Origin of the sequence: Mammaliicoccus sp. N-M50 (assembly GCF_022386995.1) — a bacterium.
Taxonomy (GTDB): Bacteria; Bacillota; Bacilli; order Staphylococcales; family Staphylococcaceae; genus Mammaliicoccus; species Mammaliicoccus sciuri_A.
Map to the genome: position 1 here is coordinate 337,504 of NZ_JAJNJA010000001.1, position 21,892 is coordinate 359,395.

Below are 21,892 nucleotides of genomic sequence, written 5' to 3' on the forward strand. Positions count from 1 at the left end.
ATCACTCGTTTCTCTTTTAATTTCACCATACCATTATAACAACTTTCGCTCGTTTTGTAAGCGTTTTACAACACAAAAGACAACAACGCTTTTGTTTAACATTGTTGTCTTTTATCTTGAGATTATTCTACTGAGAATAAGAATGAGTAAATTGGTTGGTCACCTTGATGTACTTCTACTTCAACTTCTTCATAGTTTTCTTCAACATATGATACTAATTGATCGACTTCTTCATCAGTAGCGTCTTCACCTTTAATAATTGTTAAAATTTCACTGTCTTCATCAATCATTTCATCGATAAGCTTTTTACTAGCTGTTAGGTGGTCAGCATCACTTACTTTAATACTGCTTTCATGGATACCCATGAACTCACCTTTTTTAATTGTAATACCATCTATATTTGTGTCTCTAACGGCATATGTTACAGAACCTGATTTTACAAAACGCATTGCATCTTCCATATGCGCTTTATTCTCTTCGATTGATTGCTCTAAGTTAAGATTTAACATTGCTGAAAGACCTTGAGATACTGTTTTTGATGCTACAACAGCTACAGGTATATCAACTAAATGTTCAACTTGCTCAGCTGCCATAATAATATTTTTATTATTTGGTAAGATGATTGCATTTTTACAACCTGATTGTTTTACAACTTTTACAATATCTTCTGTTGAAGGATTCATAGTTTGGCCACCGCTGATGACATGTGTTGCACCAAGTGATTTAAATAATGTTGTGATTCCTTCACCCATTGAAATTGTAATAACTGCTGTTTCAATCTCTTCTTGCTCTTGTTGTTGTTCTTGTTTGATCTTTTTATCTGCGCTTTTACGAAGTACTTCTCTATGTTGTTCGCGCATGTTTTCGATTTTAATTTTAATGAGTTCACCGTATTGGCTACCGTAAGATAATACTTCACCTGGTGTTTCAGAATGAACATGTACTTTTACGATTTCATCATCAGAGATTACGAGTAATGAATCACCGAATTGACTCATATCTTCTCTAAATTGTTCTTCATCGAAAGCTTTTTTATCTTTTCCAAAGCGAACCATAATTTCAGTACAGTAGCCGTAGACGATATCTTCAGTATTCATGACGCCACCGAAATCATGGTCATCATTAATAAATTCGTCTGTATCTACTTTTTCTTTAGCAGGTTGAATTTTTTCGCCTTTTAATGTTGATAAGAAGCCTTCATAAACAAACATTAAACCTTGTCCACCACTATCCACAACACCTACTTCTTTAAGTACAGGTAGTTGGTTTGGTGTGTTTTCTAATGCTGTTTGACCTTCTTTAATGACTGCTTCCATAACTGTTATAACATCTTCTGTTGATTCAGCTGCTTTAACAGCTGCTTCTCCAGCTACTCTCGCAACTGTTAAAATAGTTCCTTCAACTGGTTTCATTACAGCTTTATATGCTGTATTCACACCTGATTGGAATGCTTTAGCGAATTGTTGAGCATCAATTTCTTGTTCATTCTCAATCGATTTTGAGAATCCTCTAAATAATTGAGATAAGATAACACCTGAGTTACCTCTTGCGCCCATTAACAATCCTTTAGAAAATATTTTACCAACCTCACCGATATGTACATTACTATGAGCTTTAACCTCTGCTGCACCTGATGACATTGATAAATTCATATTTGTTCCTGTATCTCCATCTGGTACAGGAAACACATTTAAAGAATCTACAAAATCTGCATTGTTTGATAAACTATCTGATCCTTGAACGATCATATCAGCAAACAATTTGCCGTCAATCTTATTCATACTGTATTTGCCTCCCTATGCTTCCTCATCATCATTAATAACTCTAACACCTTGGATATATATGTTGACTGCGTTGACTTTTAAATTTAATGATTGTTCTAAAGTATATTTAACAGCAGATTGGACATTGTTTGCTATTTCTGAGATTTTCGTACCATAACTCACAATTATATACATATCTACATCAAGAACACCTTCGTTTTGAGATACAATAACACCTTTGGCATAATTATCACGCCCAAGAATTTCTGCAATGCCATCTCTAACTTGATGTTTACTTGCCATACCAACGATACCATAACATTCTACGGCAGCACCGCCAGCAAGCGTTGCAATAACGTCATTTGAAATATCGATACTTCCATACTCATTTGTAATTTCTAAAGTCATGATTACGTCCCTCCTACACATTTAAATTTTTTCGTTTTATAAACTACTTTATATATGTTCTGTTTAATTATACTTAATATCACATTCACATCGCAAGAATTCATCATTTTAATCACGTTTTTTATACAACGTTTTCACAAGATATTATTATAACAAATAAATTGAACTTTAAAATACTTTTTGCGAAATTTGTTATTATTTTTTCGCTAATTTACAAAAAAGGCGTTGAATAAATGACAAGTGCGTGTTATATTATTAAGGTGTGTAAACGTAAATAAATGTGTATTTATATTTCATTAAAGGAGGATATTTATGGCTAAAGAATGTTTCGTAACAGGTCGTAAAGCTAGAACTGGTAACCACCGTTCTCACGCATTAAATGCTAACAAACGTCGTTGGAACGCTAATTTACAAAAAGTTAGAATCTTAGTTGACGGTAAACCTAAACGTGTATGGGTTTCAGCTCGTGCGCTTAAATCAGGTAAAGTTACACGCGTTTAATGAATATAAGTCACATATAATAAAGAGAACCTTTGTGTGGAAGGTTCTCTTTTTTTATTTATCTTTACTTTGTACCATCAATATATTACCAAGTTCAACTGTTACTAATGGGTGTTCATGACCCGCTTTAAACTCATTACTAATTGTTAACGTTGAGCCTTGAGCCAAAGTTGTAAATGGCAAATCATATTTAAATTCTTCTAATTTTATTCTAATATTCGTACTTAGCGGAATAAACGATACATATTTCATGCCTTCTACTTGTGAAATTCGATGATTTCCTGCTTTTAATACTGTAATTTCATTTTGCTCATCTACAAGCGTAATTTGAATATTATCTTCCAGAAATTCTGGTTTCGTTAATATTTGAACAGCACCCATAAAATGATCTAATCTGCCACCTGTCGCACCATATATTCTTATTTCTTCGTATCCGAGTTCAACTGCTAAGTTAACTGCTAATGCAAGATCAGTATCAACCTTTTCTTTTTTTACTGGATCAATATCGATATGTTTAATAATTTGTTGATACTCTTCATCTGATACCGAATCAAAATCTCCTATAGCAGCAACAGGCTTAATGTCATGTTTAATTAATTCAATTGTGCCTCTATCTACACCTATCCAATCAATGTGCTTTTCATCTTGAAGAATATGTTCATTGATATGACGCATACTACATAATAGATTTACTTTCACGATTAATCACCCTTTAATTTGTGTACAGGTTCTTTGTAGTCTTCATGTTTGAAGTAATAAGATCCTGCAACTAATATGTCTGCTCCTTGTGCTTTACATAACGCACCAGTTTCTTCATTAACACCACCATCAACTTCAATTTCAAAGTTTAAGTCATGTTCATTTCTATATTCGTCTAACCAAGTAATTTTACTTAACGTAGATTCTATAAAGCTTTGACCACCAAATCCAGGATTCACAGTCATAATTAAAACAAAGTCCACGTCACCTAAAATTTGCGACAATGATTCTACAGGCGTTCCAGGATTGATCACAACACCTGCTAATTTATGATGCGCTTTGATTTGTTGTATCGCTCTATGAATGTGTGGTGTCGCCTCAAAGTGAACAGAAACCATGTCACTACCCGCTTCACAAAATGCATCAATCATTTGTTCTGGGTTCTCGATCATTAAATGTGTATCAATCATCATATCTGTTACTTTTCTTAATGATTCTAAAATAGGTAATCCAATTGATATATTCGGTACAAACTGACCATCCATTACATCAAAATGTAAAATGTCTGCGCCAGATTCCTTAACGCGTGTTACTTCTTGTTTTAATTCTGCAAAATCACAAGCTAAAAGTGAAGGTGCTATTTTTACCATTAATATCTTACCTTTCTATTTTGAATTTCTTCGAATAATGTCAAATAGTGCTTATATCTTAACTGATAAAAATGATTGTCTCGTATGCGTTCTTTTACTGCACATTTAGGTTCATTAATGTGCGTACAATTTCTAAATTTACACTGTGATTTAATGGCTTCAAATTCTGGGAATAAATCTGCAAGTTCTTCCTTTTCAATGTGAGAAAAGTCTAATGCACTAAATCCAGGTGTATCCGCTAAATAACCACCATCTAGCTCATACAACTCTACGTGTCTTGTCGTATGTTTACCACGATTAAGCGCTTTTGAGATTTTGTTTGTTTCTAAATTCAAATCCTCGAACAATCTATTCATAATCGTGGATTTACCAACACCTGATTGGCCACTTAACACGATGATACCGTCAATTAAAGGTTTAATCGCATTTGATACATCATCTTCTTCGCCTATAAATAATGTTTCATATCCAATTGATTGATATTGCGCTAATTTATCTTGAATTTTTTGAATTTCGTCATCAGTGGCGAGATCTTTTTTAGTTACACATATTATCGGTGTAATATTGTATGAATGAACGACTACGAGAAATCTATCTAATAATTGTTGACTAAACGCTGGTTCCGATGCGCTCATCACGACAATAACTTTATGAATATTTGAGACTGGTGGTCTTAATAATATATTCTCACGTTCATGAATATGTTGAATATACCCACCCGTTTCATTTTCAACTTGAAAATCAACAATATCTCCGACAACAGGAGATGTCTTCTTCTTTCTGAATAACCCTCGAGCTCTCGTAATATATATACCATCGTCAGCTTGTACTGAATAATCTCCACTTATTGATTTAATAATACGACCCGTTTTCAATATAACACCTACCTCATTTTATTTTTATTATACCAAATCATACTGCTTAAATAATCAATTATTTATGTTGCTTAAACAAAATCGTTACTTCTGTCCCTTTATCGACTTCACTTTCGAAGAAGATTTGAGCATCATGATGTTCAATAATTGAATCAACAATTGATAAACCAAGACCGTTACTATCAACATGAATATTATGCGATTGATCGCCTTTATAAAATCGATCTTTAATATGTTTCAATTGTTTCTCAGTCATGCCATAACCTTCATCAATAATAGAAACTTTTACAAATTCATTTTGTTCTTTAAGATCAATTTGTATCATACTATGTTTAGGTGAATATTTAATAGCATTATTTAATATATTATAGAGTGCTTGATAAAGTAACTTATGATTACCTTTAATAGTTAAATCATCCATATCAAACAGAACTGAGATTTCATTGTCTTCTAATAAGAAATTGAGATTTTGAACGACTTCTTTAATGACTTTTTGAACATGTACTGTTTCATTAAATGACAAATGTTCACTATTATCTAACTCCGATAACAACAATAATTGTTTCGTTAAATTACTCAAACGGTATGCTCTTGCATATATATCTTCTATAATTTGTATTCTGTTATTTTCATCTTGTTCATGTTCAAGTTCTCTTAATAAACTTAAAATAGATTGAAGCGGAGATTTAATTTCATGAGAGACATTTTGAACAAAGGATTGTCTCATCATTTCTAGTTGTTTAAGTTCATCTCTCATCTTAATAAATCGATGTTGTAATATACCTATTTCATCGTCACGTGTTACTTTGATATCGACATCAAAATCACCTTTACGTAATGATTCCGTTGTCTTCATAAGTCTTCTAATTGGGTTTGCCAATGAATAACTTGAAAAGAGCACGAGTACTAATGAAATAACGACAAGTAATACAAGTAATATCGCTAAAAATATTCTAAATTCGCCTAACATAGAACCGACACTAGGTCTTAAAAATAAGGCATATTCACTACCTTGATGTTGAATCTTAATACCGACAGTGTTTCTCGTTTCATTATCAAAGAATCCTGTAATAAAAATATTAAACGGTCTATTTTTAATACCATGATACGTCTTACCGTCTAAAACATCTTCAACAGCTTGTTTATCTAAATTATATTTTCTGAAGTGATCACCATAATAAGTCGGTTTCAACTTATCGTTATATAATACAGCCTGATAATGAAGTTCGCTTAAGTGATTTAAATAATTATCCAGCGACATTTCATTGTCATGATCAATATAATCTTGAACATCTTTTAAAGTATTAAATACTTTGTGATCATTTTTTTCTTTTAAATCTATATGATAATAAATATTTGTAAGAATAAATCCTAAAATAGCACTTACGAGCATCACAACTATTGTATAGATCGTTATACGTTGCGCTAAAGACTTAAACCTCATGAGCAAGCACCGCCTTGTAACCAACGCCTCTCACGGTTTTAATCAAGACATCGCTCTCTAACTTTTCTAATCGCTTTCTAATACGTTTAATATGTACATCAAGCGTTCGCTCGTCTCCTTCGAAATCAATGCCCCATACAACTTCAATGATTTTGTCTCGTTGTAATACTTTATCTTTGTTACGCATTAAATAATCTAGTAATGCAAATTCTTTCTTTGGTAAAAGCATTGTTTTCTGATTAATCGTTATTTCCATATCAACACTATTAATAAATGTGTTACCTATTTGAAGTTCATTGGATGAATTAATTTTAAATCTGCGTAGTACAGCTTTTATTCTAAAAATTAACTCTTTAATTTCAAATGGTTTCGTTACATAATCATCTGTTCCAGCAAGAAATGCATTTTCTTTATCACTCAACTCATCTCTTGCCGTTAACATGATAACTGGAATATCAAAACTATCTTTAAGTATTTGACACAATTCAAAGCCGTCCATACCTGGCATCATAATATCTACAACAGCAATATCAATATATTTATGCTCTACAACTTCTAAAGCTTCCTCACCACTGAGACTTGTTATAACATTTATATGTTCACGTTCAATTTCTCGCTTCAAATCATTTAAGATAAATTTATCATCATCTACAACTAAACAAGTTACCATGTCATCACCTCTTTACCTATGATACCAAATATCTTTGAAAATTTTCATATATACATGAATTCAGGCTGAAATTTCATTAGAAATTTCAGCCTGATTAATATTATTATAATGAATCAATTCATGATTAAACTGATTCTACGTTACGATTTACTAATGCATTAACATTTTCAATGATTGTACCACTTACAACACGACCTGGTAATTTATTTAAATTAACAGATAGGTCTTGGTCTTTTTTCATATCATATGAAATGTTTCTAGCGAAGTATTTCATTGATTCTTCCATGATGATAATTGTCATCCATTCACCCGCACAACGGTGGTTTGTATAATAATCGCCACCACCTTGAGGGATTAAATCAAATGGGCTTCCGTCCCAATCGCTGAAGCGGTTTGGATAGAATCTTTCTGGATTCTCCCATAAGCCTTCTCTATGCAATGTTCCGTAAATATCTAATACTAAGAACGTATCTTTCTCAATAGTATAGCCATCAAATTCGATATCTACTGCTGCTTTACCTGGTAAAAATGGTACGAAAGGATAGAATCTTCTAACTTCTTGTACAAATTTATAAGCATAGTCATTTTCATTATTGAAGACTTTTTCTGCTTCTCCTGGATAATCATGTAATGCTTTCACACCGAAACTAACAAAACGGTTAATTGCGACTAGAGGACGCACAACGTTCATTAAATCGATCGCACACAATCTAGAATCCATTAAATTACCTTCAAAATCTTCCCAATGACTAAATTCATGTAATGCTGTACCTTGTGGAGGTGTTAATTTACCTTCACGTACTGCAATAATTTGATTTTCTAGGAATGTTTCTACTCTATCTCTTGCTTTTTTAGCTTCTCTATATCCTTTGAATGCAGTACCGATATTTTTGAATGAATCGATCATAGTATCCATATCTTTAGCACAGCTTTCGATTTCTTCAGGAGAAGCGATAATGCCTGCCCATCTAAATCCAACTTTAGTTAATAGAATGATAGATTCTTTATAAACGTTAACTTCGTCCATTCTTTCCATACGTTCAGTATTCATAAACCAAGTACTACGTGTAAGTTCTCTCAAATATTCTAAGTTTTCTTCAGTCATTAATGACATAAATAGAGCTTTACGGTCTATGTGTTTTTTACCACCAGTAGTATGTATAGCGCCTTTACCGAATAAAGTATTAACAACACGTTTAGGTAATGTACCTTGTCTTTCGATTAATTCATTGTTATAAAAAATCTCTGCAGCTTCTTTACCGCTAAATACAACTGTTCTTCTTCCACCTAATGCTCTTAATTCAAAAATATTTGTATCAAATTTCTCAAGTCTATTTGGTACATATTTATAGCCTTCTTTTAAGACTTTTAATGTACTGTCTAGCCCTCTATCTTTTGGTATTTGCTTACCCATAAAGTTAATGCCCCCTAGAATTTTTGTAAATTTCATATACTTACATATTATTTCATTTTCTGTGAAAATAATCAATCAACTACTATTATCAATTGAAAATTTTATATCTTTGTCAACTAATGCATGCCTTTTTGACCACTCAATTAGCGTATCTGGATAAACGACATCATGTTGAATCGATTGACTTAGATTTTCAACTGGAAAACTGAGTATAAATCGTTGATCAATAATTTCCTCAACAATATTAAAAAATGCTAGATTTCCACTCGTTGGTCTTCCGACAAGATTGACTATTCCCGATTTTGCTATTTTATAAACGAGCCATTCAGCTGCATAAGATGTATCTTTATCAATTAATACCACAATTTCTTCAAATCGACTTAATCCGATAAAATCAATTTTATCATCATCAAAGAGTTTCCAATCACCAACAGGTTGATCTAAAATATTTTGATAAAAAGCTTGTTCATTCATTTCACTGCACGCTTTATACAAACGTTCTAATTTTTGCTTAAATAACGTCTTATGACGCTCTCGCTCAACCTTTACGTGTGTGTCTCTCGTTAATATCGTTTCTTGATTTCCAATCTCATAAAAATAAGGTATAAGAAACTCTGCGATACTTAAATTTTTAAATTGTGCGTTCCTAAAATCAAACACGACTTTTTTAGATGATTCTTGAATTTTGGATAATTTATATAACGCGTCAACAGCTTGTTCAAAACGAATATCACCGTTAAATTCTAATATTGGTACATCATCCTTAACCGTCACATCAATCGTATGTTCTGTATCGACGGGATAGTGTCTCAATTCAAAGCGATAAGTTTGATTCGCTCTTTTTACTTCTACTTCATTTTGGAAAGTTAATATATGTCCCCATTCTTCCCTATGGTAAGGTTCATCTTTTAATAAACGATGATATCTCATTCTACAATATTCAATAGAATCTCCTGATAACTGTGTAATTTCATCACCAACAACAAAGCGTATATCATCCAGCACTTCCGTAACAACTAAAGCATCTTTAGTAGCTCTTACCTTAATTCCCACTTGCTTGTCAGGAACTTTCAATGCCTTAATAGACGTACTCAACAAGCCTATATCATAGAAGAAATTATTCATAACTTCTATAAAGACTTGATCAGTTAGATGAGATGAGGTCACAATATTTTTATACTCTTCATAAATAGCGTGCTTTTGATCAGCATCTACAATAGCATGTTCTGTTTGACGATATACATATTCATATAAAGACACATAAGGAAGCATATTTTTCACCCCAGACTCATTTTCTAAATTTTACTAAGAACTAAGCATTAAATCAATAGTGTATAAAAATAGAGACTGAAACACTGGTTAATGTTTCAGTCTCACAAATAGCTATATACTTTTCATATATTTAGAAATCATCGTAATCAATTGTGTTACTTTCAATTTCTTTACCATCTACTTCAACGCGATATTCAGCTGATTCACCTTTTGGAATCGTGAAATTAATGCTTCTTGTTGTATCTTTTTTAATCGTAAAGGAATCTGCAACTTTTTTAATATTATTTGATTTATCTTTAACAAAGATTTCTACTTTTTGACCTTTTTTACTATCAGACCCTGTAAATGGTATATAAACGGATTGTGTATATGTTTTATCTCTTGCATTATCATTGTTGTCATCTTTTTTATCTTTGTCATCTGATTTATCTGAGTCAGAGTCTTTATCTTCACCTTTAGATACATCAAAGTAAATCGTTGATTCGACTGGTAATTGTCCATCTTTAAATGATTGTTTGACGATTGTATCTGCTGGTTCATCACTTTCAACTTCAGATTGTTCTACTTTAAATCCAAGCGCTTCAAGTTCAGATGTCGCTTTACTGATTTCTTCACCCGTATAATCTTTAACGTATTCTTGTTTCACGCCGATTGATTTAGTCAAAATAATCATCGTATCTTTAGGTACGACTTTAGAACCTGGTTCGATATTTTGATTAATCACTGTGCCATTCGCCGCTTTATCATACTGTTCTTTTATACGGACAGATTCAAAGCCTTGTTTTTCTAATTGCTTTTTCGTTTTGTCTGCTGATTTTCCAACATAATCTTCTACGGTAAACGTCTTAACACCTTGAGATATCACTAAATCAACTTTAGTCATTTCTTTAACTTTGCTACCAACTTTAGGTGTTACTTTCATAACTTCGCCTTCTTTAAAGCTATTACTATAGGCTTCTGTTATTTTGCCTTTACTTAAACCTTTTTCGTCTATTAAAGCTAAGGCTTCACCACGTGATTTTCCTAATAAATTAGGCACATCTACATATTTAGGAGCCGTTAAGGCAAAACCGATTGCACCTACTAACATACATAATAGTAAAATAGGTACAAAAACGATTAACCATTTATTTCGTTTACGTTTAGGCTTATTTGTTTCCGTATTTTGTTGTTGTGCATTAGCATCTTGTTGAGTCGTTGCAATTGGAACAGTCTTTGTATCACTTTCTTCTTCATCTGCTTTTATAACGGGCATTGTTTTAGTATCTAAATTAGAATCATACCTAGGTAATTCATCTTTACGTTCATCATCCAATGCTGTTAAAAGGTCATAATACATTTCATTTGTGTCACGGTACCTGAGTGACTTTTCTTTACGCGTTGCTTTCATAATGACATTTTCTATACTTTGAGGTATAGATGGTCGTTCTTTTCTAATAGAAGGCAACTCTTCTTGAATATGTTTAATGGCAACACTTACAGGCGTTTCCCCATTAAATGGCGGGTGTCCTGTTAATAATTCATACAATACAATACCAATAGAATAAATATCTGATGATTCATCTGTTGATTGACCTTTAGCTTGTTCAGGCGATAAATATTGAACAGAACCCATAACATGATTCGTTTCAGTTAGAGCTGTTTCACTTAATGCCCTTGCGATACCAAAGTCTAATATTTTTAACGTCCCATTTTTAGTCATGAGAATGTTTTGCGGTTTAATATCTCGATGAATAATTCGATGATGGTGTGCATGTGCGATACCTTTTAAGATTTGAAGGGTCATTTCAACCGCTTCATCTGCAGATAACTTACCTTCTTTACATAGATATTCCTTTAAAGTTGGTCCTTCTATGTATTCCATAACAAGGTAATAACAATTATCATCTTCTTCTACATCAAGTACATTCACAACGTTACTATGACTTAAAATCGTCGTATTTTGAACTTCTCTTTCGAAACGTTCAACGGCTTTTTCTTTTTCATAAGGCGGTATGTTGATTACTTTCACTGCTACATCACGGTTCAAGATCTTATCTTTCGCTAAATAGACGTTACTCATACCACCGCCACCAAGATACTTCACAAATTCATAGCGACCGGCGATTATGCGACCTATCATATTTTTCCACCTTCAAATGGATATAATATTAACGAAATATTATCTTTACCTTCGACTTCGATTGTTTCTTCGATAAGCGTTTCACCAATATCCTCAACCGTACCTTTATGAGACATCACAATTTGTTGAACGTCATCTTCATGTAAGTAATCTGTTAAACCATCTGAATTTAAAAGCAAATAATCATAAAATTTTGTATTGTAGTAAAAAATATCTGGGTTAACACGTTTATCTGTTCCCATAACTTTTGTAATAATGTTTCTTTGAGGATGCGTGAAAGCTTCTTCTTTCGTAATTTCCCCAATCGTAACAAGATGATTAACAAATGTATGATCATTTGTTAATTGCATCATTTCACGACTGTTCATCAAATAAGCACGTGAATCACCTATATTAGCTACAACGATGTCTTTTTCATAGACTAGAGCACAAACACAAGTTGTACCCATGCCTCTATACATCTCATTGTTCATAGACTCGTTATATAATTGTCTGTTTATATCAGCTAAGTTAGATTGCAACCAATCTTCAGCATGATCATATTCAATATAATTTTCATCTTCGAATCTAGCTTTAAGTGAATCATTCACAAATTGACTTGCAACTTCACCTGCAGCATGTCCGCCCATACCATCACAAATCACTAATAAAACTTGACCTGTTTGATTTGTATAGATTCCACCTGCATCTTCATTTTGTTCTCGAAATTGACCGACATCTGTAAAAAACCGTGCTTCCATGATTTGTTACCTCGTTTCTTCTTTTCGCTCTTTTGCTCTTAGTTGTCCACATGCAGCATCAATATCTGCACCTTGATTACGTCTTATTGTAGCATTTATCCCGTTTCTTTTTAATTCTTTTTCGAATTTAAAGATATCTTCTTTTGATGTTTTTACATAATCACGTTCTGGTACGTGGTTAACTGGAATTAAGTTCACGTGACAGTTTAAATGTTTAATTAATTTTGCCAATGCTTTTGCATGATGAACTTGGTCATTCACGCCTCCGAATAAACCATATTCAAATGTGATTCTTCTATTCGTTTTATTGACATAGTATTCAATAGCTTCCATTAATTTATCTAAATCATAAGCTCTGTTAATAGGCATCAATCTAGAACGTGTTTCATTATCAGCAGCGTGTAAACTTAATGCGAAGTTTATTTGTAGTGACTCATCAGCAAAATCATAAATTTTAGGGACAATTCCTGATGTAGACACTGTAATATGACGTGCTCCGATGTTTAAACCTTTATCATGATTAATGATTTTTAAGAATCCCATCATTTCATCATAGTTCTCAAATGGTTCACCAATACCCATAATAACGACTTGACTGACACGCTCATCCGTAGCATCTAAAGCTTTTTGAACTGTTAATACTTGCGCAACAATTTCACCCGCTTCAAGGTTACGTTTCAAACCACCGATTGATGAGGCACAGAACGTACAACCTATACGACAACCTACTTGAGTTGTCACACAAACTGAATTCCCATATTCATGTCTCATTAATACTGTTTCAATCGTGTATCCATCTTGTAATTCAAAAAGAAACTTGATTGTTCCATCTTTACTTTCTTGTTTAACAGCTACTTCTAACGTTGTAATTTCAAATGATTGTACAAGCTTTTCTCTCAATTCTTTTGAAAGATTTGTCATTTCGCTAAAAGCATCTACTCTTTTAACATATAACCAATCAAAAATTTGTTTAGCTCTAAACTTTGGTTCTGATTGATCGATCAACCAATCTTCTAATTCTCCTAATTGTAATGAATATATTGAAGGTCTTTCGAAGTTTGGCATAAATTTATTGCGTTTTTTCTGTATCGCTGGCATATTAACTTTCCTTTCTCTTAATTTTAGTAATAAAGAAACCATCTGAATTATAATCTTGAGGTAGTAGCTGTAATGTTTTAGTTTCTTGATTTGTTCTCGGATCTATAAATGGTGCGAATTCAAATTCTGGATTTGCTTTTAAGAATGAATAAACAACATTTTCATTTTCCATTTGTTCAATTGTACAAGTTGAGTACACTAATTCTCCATTAGGTGCAAGAGATTTACTCGCATTTTCAAGGATTTCTAATTGTAAGTGCCATAATGATTCAACATCTTTTGACGTCTTGTCATATTTAATTTCAGGCTTTCTTCTCATGACACCAAATCCACTACACGGTGCATCTACAAGGATGTAATCATATGTTTGATCAAAAGGCTGAGTTGCATCGTGTACAGCTGCTGTTACATTTTTTAGTCTTAATTTTTTAATATTAAAATCAATTAAATCTATTTTATGTGGGTGAATGTCAAACGCATCAACATGACCTGTTTGATTCATGATTTCAGCGATATGACAAGTCTTACCACCTGGTGCACTACATGTATCTAACACTGTGCTATTCGGTTTCGGATTCAAAATTTCTGCTACAAACATTGAACTCTTATCTTGTACTGATAATAAACCATCTTTAAACAGTCTATCATTTACAATAGCTTCACCTTTAACATGTAAACATCTTTCTATGTCTTTATCTATTTCGACAGTATAACCATTACTTTGTAATCTTTCAACTGCATCTTCAACAGATATACGTGTTGTATTTACTCTCACTGTTGTATCTGGCGGTGTTAAACTTAGTAAACACATTTCTCTTGTCTTTTCATATCCGAAATGCGTAATCCAATGTTTCGTTAACCATAAAGGTACACTACCTTCTATTGATAATTTCTTATCATCATGTTTGATTTCATCTAATGTTCTTAATGGTGCAGACATGAAATTTCTAAGAATTGCATTAATTGCTTTACTATTGTGTAAATCACCGCGTACTTTAGCAATATTGACAGCTTCATTGATAATCGCATGATTTGGGACTTTATCTAAATATACATATTGATATGCACTCATAATTAATAGACGTTTCATCCAACCTTTTAACTTCGTCTTAATAAAAGGCTCAATTAAATATTCTAAAGTGATTTTTCTTTGTAAAGTACCATATACAAGTTCCGTTAATAATCCAACATCTTTTTTAGATACGGCTTCGTTTTTTATCGCTTCATTAAGTTGTAGATTACTATATGCTTCACCTGTTAGTACATCATCTAGAATCGTTAATGCAACGTTTCTTACATTATTTTTCATCATATTAATTTAGTCCCATCAATTTTTGATTGTAATCCGCTTAAATAATCTCGTGCTTGCACTCGTTTTTTACCTGCTAATTGTATTTCAGTTAAAGCAACACCATCTTCACTGCCTGTTGCTACTATAATAGCTGATTTAGTTGTTTCAACAATTTCTCCTGGATTACCTTTAACATTTCTTACTATTTCACTGCGCCACAATTTCATATTTTTATCATTCATCGTTGTATATGCAACTGGCCAAGGTGATAATCCTCTAATATGGTTATGAATTGATTCAGCATCTTGTGTCCAGTCAATTCTTTCATCTTCTCTTGAAATATTAGAAGCGAAACTTACTAGAGATTCATCTTGAGGAATGCTATCATTTGTTCCATTAAAAATAGTAGGTAAAGTTCGTTTCAATAATGCTGTACCGAGTACTGCTAGTTGATCATGAACATCTCCTACTGTGTCGTTCTCTTTAATGTCGATTTCATCTTGGCTAATAATATTACCTGCATCTAATTTTTCTGCCATATACATAATTGTTACGCCAGTCTTCTTCTCACCATTCATAACTGCATAATGAATCGGAGCACCACCGCGATATTTAGGCAGCAATGAAGCATGCACATTGACTGCTTTGTATTTTGGCGCATCTAATAATGATTTTGGTAATAGCTGTCCAAATGCTGCAGTTACGATCAAATCAGGTTGTAAATTAATAATCTCTTCTAATTCTGGTGAATGATTTAATTTTTCAGGTTGATATACTGGAATATTGTGTTCAACTGCTACTTTTTTAACAGGAGGTGGTGTCAGTACTTTTTTTCTACCTACTGGACGATCCGGTTGAGTAACAACTGCAATCACTTCATGTTCTTCGATTAACATTTCAAGAATGCCTGTAGAAAAATCTGGTGTACCCATAAATACAATTTTACTCATCCTTATACATCTCCTCTAGTTCTTCTTCGCTAATTTCTCTTGTCATCTTATCCGTGAATAACTCACCATATAAATGATCTACTTCATGTAAAATAATACGCGCAATATCATCATACGCAGTTAGTTCAACTTCATTACCATTTAAATCATTACTTTTCACAACAATCATTTTACTTCTGTTCACTTCCCCAAAGACACCAGGTACGCTGAGACAACCTTCTACATCAGCTTCAGTTTCTTCAGATTGAGAAACAATCGTTGGATTGATCAGCTGCAAAATACCTTCTTGCTCCATATCTACAATCGCAACTTTAAGATCAACGCCAATTTGAGGTGCAGCTATACCCACCCCATCATTTTCAAACATTGTATCCTCTAAATCAGCAATTAATGTTTTTAAAGACTCATCAAAAGTCACAACATCTTTAACTTCTCTATTTAATATTGGATTTGGTACCGTAACAAGTGGTTTTACAGCCATATCTATCGCTCCTTTTTAAAAACTCATCGTATAATTATAACGTAAATCAATATAAAAAGCGACAGAGAAAATTCATCTACAGTCGCTTATATTGATTTGATAGAAATTTTTGAGTAAACGAAGTAAAATTGAATTACCAATAAATAACAAAAAGGAGTCCTATATGAACGCATCCGATTACTATCAATATTTACTCGCACTTGAATCACGGAAGATTTTATCGAAAGATGAGAGGAATAATCTTCTAACTTATTACAATGGTAAAGAAGGAGAACGGTATTTCAAATCGTTTTTAAACACGATACCAAATGTCACCTATATTTATAACTTCGAATTCGGTAATCAACATCATGTCCAAATTGATTATTTAGTCGCAACAGACAATACACTTTTCTTATTTGAAATTAAACATTATAGAGATGAGTGGCACTTCGAACAAGATTACTTAAAAAATAGTTACGGACTCACTACGAAATCCCCCATTAAACAAACTCAATTTATGAAATCTGAATTAGAAAAATTACTGCATCAAAATGGTATACATATAGATATTCAGCCTTATATCATTTTTACGAACCCTCATTTTATACCAGTTGGAAACTGGCCACATAATCAGAATATCATCTACTTCAATCAGTTAAATCAAATCAAAGAAATTTTACAATCTTATACATCAAAGTTTAACCCCGCAATATTAAACTTTTTATTACAACACAAGAAAATTCACTCCACTTATTATCAAAAAGAAATCACACCATATTTCGATCTCAGTTTAGCTGGTATTAAATGTCCGAGCTGTAGAAAAATGCACACTATCAATATAGTAGAAAGTAAAATCTACTATAACTGCACATACTGTTACTCTAAGATCAAATCCGAAGAAATCGTCCTGTACAATTTGAAAGAACTCTATTATTTAAAAAGAGACGGCTTCACATTTGATGAAGCCATCCAGTGGTGTTATCCGGTGAAGCAATATACAATTGGCCGTGTTTGTAACAAGTATTTCAAATCAGAGAAGAAAAGAAATAGAAAATTTTCCCCTAAATAAACTAGTGTGGTGTTTGCTATTTGCACTTTTAGCCAGAACTGCTAATAACAGGGTCAGTATTTGCACTTTTAGCCAAAACTGCTAATAACGGCATCAGTATTTGCACTTTTAGCCAGAACTGCTAATAACGAGGTCAGTATTTGCACCTTGGACCAGAACTGCTAATAACGGTATCAGTATTTGCACCTTTGGCCAAAACTGCTAATAACGGGGTCAGTATTTGCACCTTTGGCCAAAACTGCTAATAACGGGGTCAGTATTTGCACCTTTGGCCAAAACTGCTAATAACGAGGTCAGTATTTGCACCTTTGGCCAGAACTGCTAATAACGGCATCAGTATTTGCACCTTTGACCAAAACTGCTAATAACGGGGTCAGTACTTCTCCCCCCACATACATCAATCTCTTGAATTTAATCTATTTATTGATATTATCAACTTGAGATGAGGATTATGCACACTAAAAATAAAAATGAATTGGAATTCACCATATTCAATATTGATGTTAAGGTTGTTACTTTTTATAAATTTCTATATCAAATTAACGATATCATTCTTGCGATGATATTTATAACGGGTAGTTTTCTATTTTTTAATGAGTCGACTACTTTTGCAGGAACTGTTCTATTTGTAATTGGGAGTTTCCAAATGCTTATTCGTCCGTTGATTGCAATTTCAAGAGATATTCATATCAGTAAAATTAGAAAAGAGAACTAGAATTCACTCTCTTCATATGAAAAACCCGTGAAATCATCACATTTCACGGGTTTCTTTCTATTTACATCATCATTTGCGGATTAATATCTATTTCTAGTGATAGTTTATCTTTTAAGTATTGTTCGTGATAATAATCATCTAAATATTGTAAGGCTGTTAATAAATCTGGTTCGTTCTTAAATTTAATTAATATTTGGAATCGATGTCTATTATTAATACGTGACAACGGGCTTGGTGATGGTCCTAATACAAAGGATTGTGTTGTAACGTGTTGCAACAATATACCATGTATATGCTTGGATGCTTTTAATACTTTTTTAATATCGGTATGACTAATAGTCAAATTCACAAGATAATAATAAGGTGGGTACTTACCAATCTGTCTAAATTTCATTTCTTTTTGATAAAAGGACATATAGTCATTGCTTGTAACATCTAAGATTGCGTAATGATCCGGGTTATATGTTTGAATCATGACTTCGCCTTGTTTCTCATGTCGACCTGCTCTACCTGCAACTTGAGTTAATAATTGGAATGTCTTTTCACTTGATCTGAAATCTGGCAAGTTTAACATCGTATCTGCATTAAGTACGCCTACTAATGTAATATTTTCAAAGTCCAGTCCTTTAGCAATCATCTGGGTCCCTAACAAAATATTAGCTTCTTGGTTTCCAAAAGCTGTTAATAATTTTTCGTGGGCACCTTTTTTCGAAGTGGTATCGACATCCATTCTAATGACTTTAGCGCGGTCGAATGTGTCGTATATAATTTCTTCTACTTTCTGCGTGCCAACACCCATTTGTCGTATATGTTCACTTTCACAACTTGGACATCTTTGAGGCATAGGTTCACTGTATCCACAATAATGACATTTTAAATCATCATGTGTTTTGTGATATGTAAGCGAGATATCACAATTTGGACATTGTGGCACATGCCCGCAATCTCTACATAATACAAATGATGAATGTCCTCTTCTATTTAAGAACAATACAATTTGTTCACCTTTATCAATGCGATCTTGAATGGCTTTTGTAAGGTCATTAGAGAACATCGAACGATTACCTTCTTGAAGTTCTTCCCTCATATCAATAAGTTCAATTTCAGGCATTTTCTGTTGATTTACACGATCTGGTAATCCTAAATATTGATAAACATTTTTCTCTGCACGTGCAAAAGTTTCTAGACTTGGTGTAGCAGATCCTAATACGACTGGGCATTTGTGATATTCACTTCTCCATATCGCGATTTCTCTTGCATGATATCTCGGATAATCTTCTTGCTTATAAGTTGCTTCATGCTCTTCGTCAATGATAATAAGACCTAATTTTTCAAATGGTGCAAAGACACTTGATCTTGCACCGACTGAAACACTTGCTTTACCATCTCTTATTTTTTGCCATTCATCGTATTTTTCACCTTTAGATAAACCGGAATGTAATACAGCTACTTCATCACCAAAGCGCGCTTTAAATCGGTTAACCATTTGCGGTGTTAATGCAATTTCAGGCACAAGCATAATTGCCTGTTCGCCTTTTTTGAGTACATTCTCAATAGTTTGTAAATATACTTCTGTTTTTCCTGAACCCGTCACACCATGTAAAAGAAACGTCTTCGATTCATTATTTCGAACCGCTTCATCAATCTGTGTAAAAGCTTCATGTTGCGCCTCAGTCAATGCTTTATTATGTTCTTTTTCAAAAATGCGATGCTCATACGGATCTCTATTCATAATGCCATCGTATTTTTCTAATATTTGATTTTTAACAAGCGTATTGATACTCGATTCTGAGAACCCTTCTTCTTTTAATGTTCTGAGCATGACATCTTCTCGTCTATGTTCAATTAAATAGTTCATGACATCGAGTTGTTTTTCTTTTTTACTCAATGACATCAAAATCTCATCTAATCGATCTGTAGGGACGATTCTTACGCAAGTTACATATTTTCTTGTGAGTTGTTGACCTACAATTGTGTCTTTTATAATTGCCTCATTTTCTACAAAGTCTTCTAAAATAGAAACAATTTGAAGTTGTTGCGCTTGTTCAAATGTTAAAATACCTTCTTTATTAAAATGATTTAAATATTGTGCAGGAATCCCTTCTGGATCAGCAACACAATATACTTTTTGATATTTAGCTTTGACAGCACTCGGTAACATAATTTCTAAAGCTGAAATACGCTTAACTAAATGAAAGTTAGACATCCATTCACTCAGTTCAATGAGTTCCGCTGTTAACTCTGGTTTAAAATCTTTAACACGAATGATTGATTTTAATTTTGACTGATCAATTTCACTTGTTAATTCTTCACTTATGCCTATGACAAATCCTTGAATTTTACGTGGACCAAAAGGCACTTCAACTCTAACACCGACTTTGACGATATCTTCAATATCTTGCGGAATTAAATAATCAAATATTTTGTCGACATTTTTAGCTGGAATATCTACGACTACATTTGCAATCAATCTTCCCACCTACTAGTAATTTCATTTAAAATTTTGATGGCCACTTGTTGTTTAGAAGCTTTAGCAATTGGTACTTTATCACCATTTGCAAAATACATATCTACTTCATTATCTGAAGATCTAAAACCAATTGTCTCATTCGCAACGTGATTGGCAACAATGACGTCTGCATTTTTCTTTTTCAATTTACCCATTGCATATTCTTCGACATTATCTGTTTCAGCAGCAAATCCAACTAAATATTGCTTATCTTTATGTTCCCCTAAATATTTAAGGATGTCTGTCGTTCTTTTAAATGTAAGCTGTAAGTCGCCATCTTTCTTTTTCATTTTATGTTCAGAAGTTTCAACCGGTGTGTAATCAGCGACTGCTGCTGCTTTAATAATCATGTCCATATCATTCATACGTGATTTAACAGCTTGGAACATATCTTCAGCACTTGTTACTTGAACAAATTCTACGCCAACAGGTTGCGTTAAATTTGTCTCTCCACTTACCAATGTAACGTTCGCCCCTAAATCTCTTGCAGCTTCAGCTAATGCATAACCCATCTTTCCACTTGAACGATTTGTAAAATAGCGTACAGCATCTACTTTTTCAACTGTTGGTCCAGCAGTTACAAGTACGTTTTTACCTTTTAAAGCAAATGTTTGTGGTTGAGCTTGTTCTTTAAAATAATCATCAATAATTGTCAAAATGGTAATCGGTTCTTCCATTCTACCTCTTGCAACATAACCACAAGCTAAATAACCTTCCCCAGGCGCGATGAATTTATAACCATAATTTCTTAAACGAGACATATTTTCAACGGTAGAAGGATGTTCAAGCATATGAACATTCATTGCTGGTGCGATAAAAACAGGAGCAGTCGTAGCGAGTAATGTTGAAGTCACCATGTTATCTGCTAAGCCATTCGCTAATTTACTAATTGTATTAGCTGTTGCAGGCGCAACAATGACTGCATCAGCCCAGTCAGCTAATGTAATATGTTGAATTTCACTGACATCTTTTTCGTCAAAAGTATCTGTATAAACGTGATTGCGACTGATAGCTTGAAATGCCAATGGTGTCACAAACTGTTTCGCATGTTCAGTTAACATGACGCGCACTTGATAGCCGCTTTGTGTTAATTTGCTCGTTAAATCTATAGCTTTATAGGCAGCTATTCCTCCAGTTACAGCTAGAAGTATATTCTTCATTTGTGTACTCCTCCGATTAATTCGATTCTTAAACTTTATACTTATTATACATTCTTTAAAAAAGACTGTCATGAATCTA

At 33.0% G+C, this 21,892-nt stretch carries 20 protein-coding genes; 3 read left to right on the forward strand and 17 right to left on the reverse strand.

Annotation, left to right across the window (positions count from 1 at the left end):
- Positions 1-122 precede the first annotated feature (122 nt).
- Together fakA and LQ622_RS01705 are read right to left on the reverse strand one after the other, a co-directional pair.
- Complete coding sequence (gene fakA / locus LQ622_RS01700) at positions 123-1,781, reverse strand: fatty acid kinase catalytic subunit FakA (RefSeq protein ID WP_239774631.1); 1,659 nt, start codon at positions 1,779-1,781, stop codon at positions 123-125.
- 15 nt (positions 1,782-1,796) lie between these two features.
- Complete coding sequence (locus LQ622_RS01705) at positions 1,797-2,171, reverse strand: Asp23/Gls24 family envelope stress response protein (protein WP_016911554.1); 375 nt, start codon at positions 2,169-2,171, stop codon at positions 1,797-1,799.
- 312 nt (positions 2,172-2,483) lie between these two features.
- Between LQ622_RS01705 and rpmB the strand changes: the two genes are divergently transcribed.
- Positions 2,484-2,672, forward strand: a complete 189-nt coding sequence (gene rpmB, locus LQ622_RS01710; protein ID WP_017000124.1) for a 50S ribosomal protein L28 — start codon at positions 2,484-2,486, stop codon at positions 2,670-2,672.
- A 54-nt stretch (positions 2,673-2,726) separates the two neighbouring features.
- Here the strand turns inward: rpmB and LQ622_RS01715 are convergent, their stop codons facing one another.
- The 13 genes from LQ622_RS01715 to def form a co-directional block, all read right to left on the reverse strand.
- Positions 2,727-3,371 (reverse strand): thiamine diphosphokinase, encoded by a 645-nt coding sequence (locus LQ622_RS01715; RefSeq protein ID WP_239774632.1) that lies wholly within the window; start codon positions 3,369-3,371, stop codon positions 2,727-2,729.
- Positions 3,372-3,373: 2 nt separating this feature from the next.
- Positions 3,374-4,021, reverse strand: a complete 648-nt coding sequence (gene rpe / locus LQ622_RS01720; RefSeq protein WP_191836240.1) for a ribulose-phosphate 3-epimerase — start codon at positions 4,019-4,021, stop codon at positions 3,374-3,376.
- Positions 4,021-4,896: a ribosome small subunit-dependent GTPase A gene (gene rsgA, locus LQ622_RS01725; RefSeq protein ID WP_239774633.1), complete on the reverse strand. Its 876-nt coding sequence runs from the start codon at positions 4,894-4,896 to the stop codon at positions 4,021-4,023. The genes rpe and rsgA overlap by 1 nt, the downstream gene beginning before the upstream one ends.
- 58 nt (positions 4,897-4,954) lie before the next feature.
- On the reverse strand, positions 4,955-6,340 hold the full coding sequence (locus LQ622_RS01730) for a sensor histidine kinase (protein WP_239774634.1): 1,386 nt from the start codon (positions 6,338-6,340) through the stop codon (positions 4,955-4,957).
- Entirely contained in the window at positions 6,330-7,010 is a 681-nt protein-coding gene (locus LQ622_RS01735) for a response regulator transcription factor (RefSeq protein ID WP_126476892.1), read from the reverse strand. The genes LQ622_RS01730 and LQ622_RS01735 overlap by 11 nt, the downstream gene beginning before the upstream one ends.
- Before the next feature lie 124 nt (positions 7,011-7,134).
- On the reverse strand, positions 7,135-8,424 hold the full coding sequence (locus tag LQ622_RS01740) for a cytochrome P450 (protein WP_025904560.1): 1,290 nt from the start codon (positions 8,422-8,424) through the stop codon (positions 7,135-7,137).
- Between the two features lie 75 nt (positions 8,425-8,499).
- Positions 8,500-9,696, reverse strand: coding sequence for a hypothetical protein (locus LQ622_RS01745; protein ID WP_239774635.1), 1,197 nt, complete (start codon positions 9,694-9,696; stop codon positions 8,500-8,502).
- A gap of 130 nt (positions 9,697-9,826) precedes the next feature.
- Positions 9,827-11,818: a Stk1 family PASTA domain-containing Ser/Thr kinase gene (gene pknB / locus LQ622_RS01750; protein WP_204188673.1), complete on the reverse strand. Its 1,992-nt coding sequence runs from the start codon at positions 11,816-11,818 to the stop codon at positions 9,827-9,829.
- Entirely contained in the window at positions 11,815-12,561 is a 747-nt protein-coding gene (locus LQ622_RS01755) for a Stp1/IreP family PP2C-type Ser/Thr phosphatase (RefSeq protein WP_037587595.1), read from the reverse strand. The genes pknB and LQ622_RS01755 overlap by 4 nt, the downstream gene beginning before the upstream one ends.
- A 3-nt stretch (positions 12,562-12,564) precedes the next feature.
- On the reverse strand, positions 12,565-13,656 hold the full coding sequence (gene rlmN, locus LQ622_RS01760) for a dual-specificity RNA methyltransferase RlmN (RefSeq protein WP_025904564.1): 1,092 nt from the start codon (positions 13,654-13,656) through the stop codon (positions 12,565-12,567).
- 1 nt (position 13,657) lies between these two features.
- Positions 13,658-14,968 (reverse strand): 16S rRNA (cytosine(967)-C(5))-methyltransferase RsmB, encoded by a 1,311-nt coding sequence (gene rsmB, locus LQ622_RS01765; RefSeq protein ID WP_204252919.1) that lies wholly within the window; start codon positions 14,966-14,968, stop codon positions 13,658-13,660.
- Positions 14,965-15,897, reverse strand: coding sequence for a methionyl-tRNA formyltransferase (gene fmt, locus LQ622_RS01770; protein WP_037587594.1), 933 nt, complete (start codon positions 15,895-15,897; stop codon positions 14,965-14,967). The genes rsmB and fmt overlap by 4 nt, the downstream gene beginning before the upstream one ends.
- A complete protein-coding gene (gene def / locus LQ622_RS01775) occupies positions 15,890-16,378 on the reverse strand; it encodes a peptide deformylase (RefSeq protein ID WP_107565732.1) in 489 nt (162 codons plus the stop codon). The genes fmt and def overlap by 8 nt, the downstream gene beginning before the upstream one ends.
- Before the next feature lie 163 nt (positions 16,379-16,541).
- Here def and LQ622_RS01780 point away from each other — a divergent pair, with 163 nt between their 5' ends.
- Both LQ622_RS01780 and LQ622_RS01785 read left to right on the forward strand, forming a co-directional pair.
- Positions 16,542-17,429 carry a nuclease-related domain-containing protein gene (locus tag LQ622_RS01780; RefSeq protein WP_239762332.1) on the forward strand — a complete coding sequence of 296 codons (888 nt, stop codon included), beginning with the start codon at positions 16,542-16,544 and terminating at the stop codon, positions 17,427-17,429.
- 451 nt (positions 17,430-17,880) lie between these two features.
- The gene (locus tag LQ622_RS01785) at positions 17,881-18,144 is read left to right on the forward strand and encodes a YrhK family protein (RefSeq protein ID WP_037587587.1); all 264 of its coding nucleotides are present in this window, start codon (positions 17,881-17,883) and stop codon (positions 18,142-18,144) included.
- 61 nt (positions 18,145-18,205) lie between these two features.
- On the opposite strand, the gene priA is transcribed toward LQ622_RS01785, so the two are convergent.
- Together priA and coaBC are read right to left on the reverse strand one after the other, a co-directional pair.
- Entirely contained in the window at positions 18,206-20,614 is a 2,409-nt protein-coding gene (gene priA, locus LQ622_RS01790; protein ID WP_204168247.1) for a primosomal protein N', read from the reverse strand.
- Positions 20,611-21,813, reverse strand: coding sequence for a bifunctional phosphopantothenoylcysteine decarboxylase/phosphopantothenate--cysteine ligase CoaBC (gene coaBC, locus LQ622_RS01795; protein WP_191836231.1), 1,203 nt, complete (start codon positions 21,811-21,813; stop codon positions 20,611-20,613). The genes priA and coaBC overlap by 4 nt, the downstream gene beginning before the upstream one ends.
- Between the last annotated feature and the right edge of the window lie 79 nt (positions 21,814-21,892).